Annotated in this window: 4 protein-coding genes; all 4 read left to right on the top strand. The window is 62.4% G+C overall.

Annotation, left to right across the window (positions count from 1 at the left end):
• Positions 1–298: hypothetical protein (locus tag PHD22_RS16825; RefSeq protein WP_299869575.1), on the top strand; the 298-nt coding region annotated here is incomplete at its 5' end.
• A complete protein-coding gene (locus PHD22_RS16820) occupies positions 291–1,529 on the top strand; it encodes a phage minor head protein (RefSeq protein ID WP_299869572.1) in 1,239 nt (412 codons plus the stop codon). The genes PHD22_RS16825 and PHD22_RS16820, both read left to right, overlap by 8 nt.
• Before the next feature lie 66 nt (positions 1,530–1,595).
• Entirely contained in the window at positions 1,596–2,105 is a 510-nt protein-coding gene (locus PHD22_RS16815; protein WP_299869569.1) for a phage virion morphogenesis protein, read from the top strand.
• Positions 2,106–2,338: 233 nt separating this feature from the next.
• Positions 2,339–2,936: phage protease (locus PHD22_RS16810; RefSeq protein ID WP_299869566.1), on the top strand; the 598-nt coding region annotated here is incomplete at its 3' end.

The following is a 2,936-nucleotide window of genomic DNA, read 5'->3' as shown; positions in this document are numbered from 1 at the left end:
CAAGCACTCTCGCAAGGCTACCGCCGCACACGCCCAGGAGGCTTCCGGAGAGGATGTGACCCCCATATCCCCCCAGGCAGAAAGGATGGCAGCGGATGCCGAGCCAGGGTGGGCGACCATTCTGGAGCACATCGGCAAGCTGGTCGAGGACGCTCCGGACCTTCCGACGCTTCGGGAATCTCTGCTCGCAAGCTACGCCGATCTGCCCGATGGAGACCTGGCCGAAGTGATGGCCATGGGATTCGCCGCCGCCGAGCTGGCGGGGCGCTACGACGTGGAGAGGGAATCTGATGTCTGATCCGGCCGCAGCTGACCCGAAGGTAGCGGGCGTACTCAAGCGCCCGTTTCCGGAGCAGGTCGCCTTTTTCCGGGCCAAGCTCGGCAAGATGATGCCGTCCTCCAAGTGGGACGACGTCTGGAAGGGGCGGCACGATCAGGGCTTCATGGTGGCCGGGGCCGCAAAGGCGGACCTGCTGTCCGACCTGGCCGCAGCGGTCGACAGGGTTACTGCCGAGGGCGGAAGCATTCAGTCGTTCCGCAAGGACTTTGCCCGAATCGTCGAGCGCAACGGCTGGGACTACCGGGGCGAGTTCAACTGGCGCACCAGGGTTATCTACACGACCAATCTTTCCACGAGCTACGCCGCCGGTCGCCTTGCGCAGCTGCGCGAGGGCGGCTTTGAGTGGTGGGTGTACAAGCACTCCGACAGCTCTCTCCATCCTCATCCGCTGCATGTGTTCTGGAACGGTCTTACGCTGCGGGCTGACGATTCTTGGTGGAAGGTGCACTACCCTCCGAACGGGTGGGGCTGCCTATGCCGGGTTGTCGGCGTCAGGCGTCCCGAGGATGCCGATAGATATGGCGGCGAGGTGCGCACGGCTCCGGATAATGGAATCGACCCCAAGACGGGTGAGCCGAGCGGCATCGACCGTGGATGGGGCTACATGCCCGGCGACACGGTTTCAGACGCCGTCCGGACGATGGCGGCCAAGACGCAGCAGTGGGATTATTCCCTGGCCAAGTCGTACATGCAGGGAGTTCCGGAGTCAGTCCGCGACAGGCTGGCCACGTCATATCGCAGCCTTCCTTCCGTGGCGGACGACGTTCGGCGCTATGCTCAGGCCGCATTGGACGGCAGGGACGTCCCCCCGTATCTGACCATGGGCCTGCTCACAAGTGCAGACGCCAAGGCGGTGGGAGGACTGACCGGCGCAAAGGTCGATCTGTTCGACTATGCGATCGACCAGTATGCACCCAGGCACATACTCACCGGGCATGGCGACGCCAAGTCAGAACTCGCCAGGGGCCAGCGGGAAGTAAGGGTCGAAGACTATGCCTTGCTGCCTGAAATGCTGAACAGTCCGGACCTGGTCGAGGACGGGGGCATGACCAAGGCTGGCCGCCCGGTCGTGCGGATATCGAAAGAGATTGGCGGCGAGATGCGCACGGCAGCTTTTGAGATTCGGGAAAAGAGAAGGTCGCTGGTTCTGCAGAGCATGTGGATAAAAGCAGGTGCGCCCCCGCGCTAACGTCCAGGACGTTTCCGGGTATGAGCCGGACGCCGCGATGCACGCACCTTTCAATAGAGTATAGCCATGATCAACATCGAAATCAACGACAGAGAGGTTCTGGACGCCCTGGAGGGGCTTGTCCGTCGCCTCGGCAATATGTCTCCCGCCATGCAGGATATCGGGGAACTGCTCGCCGAGAGCGCGATCCAGCGGTTCTCCGACGGCGTCGGCCCTGACGGCGAGGCGTGGAAGGAGAACTCTCCGGCGACCATCCTTGCCTATGTCGACAAGTACAAGGGCTCCCGCAGCAAGCGCGGCGGGCTGACCAAGAAAGGCCAGGCCCGCGCTGGATCAAAGAAGCCTCTCATCGGTGAAACCAAATCCCTGTCCACGATGATACATTACAGCGCAGGTCGCGACAGGGTTGAAATTGGCAGCCCACAGGTTTATGCTGCCGTGCAGCAGTTCGGCGCGAAGCGCGGGCAGTTCGGCGCGGCCCCCTGGGGCGATATCCCGGCCCGTCCTTTCCTTGGAGTTTCGGACAGCGACAGGGGCTCCATCCTGGCCATTGTATCGGGGTATATGCTGCCATGATGACGAGAGGGGTTGCGCAAAATCCGAAAACTCGCCAGAATGCCCCCAGAACGATTTTTAACCATCGTCCCTAGCGTGGACACCTGTCCACCCCCTTCACCCCCCTAGTAAACGCCGGTAAACGGGTTAAACGGGGCGACCAGACAAAGACACCAATCAGGCGCGGAAGAGAGCGGCTATATGCTGACCCTCTTCCGCGCCTTCTTATCATCTGATGTGGCCATGATGGCTACATGAAGACCCTCACCGATCGTTTCAGCATCCGCCTTCCTTCCTCGGACACCCCGCCGGAATGGGTTCATCTCGTTCCGGCGGGGAACTTCTCGGGGCGCGACGGGCGCGGGCCGTATGAGCTTGACGCCGACGCCGTGCTGTCCGCCTTTGCCGGGTGGGGAATCGACCTGGTGGTCGACTACGATCACCAGACCTTTTCCGCCGAGAAGAAGGCCGGACCAGTCCCCGCAGCCGGATGGATCAAGAAGCTGGAGCTTCGAGAGGACGGCGTGTGGGGTCAGGCAACGTGGACCGAGACGGCAGCCAAAGCGCTCGCCGCCAAGGAGTACAGGTACCTGTCGCCGGTATTCACATACGACCCGGACACCGGAAGGGTCGTGTCGCTCACCGGGGCTGGCCTGACGAACACCCCCAACCTTTACCTGCATGCCGCAGCCTCCCAGGGAGATGTCATGAACAAAGAGTTACAGGAGCGAGTTGCCCACAAGCTGGGACTCGCCCTCACCGCCTCGGCCGAGGAAATCCTGGCCGAGCTTGACAAGAAGAAAGACCTGCTGACCGCAGCCCAGGCCGCACAGAACGCGGCCCCCGATCCGA

Source organism: Zoogloea sp., assembly GCF_028693495.1.
Classification (GTDB): Bacteria; Pseudomonadota; Gammaproteobacteria; order Burkholderiales; family Rhodocyclaceae; genus Zoogloea.
The sequence above is the reverse complement of the archived record's forward strand: the minus strand, read 5'-3'. Positions and strand labels throughout refer to the sequence as shown.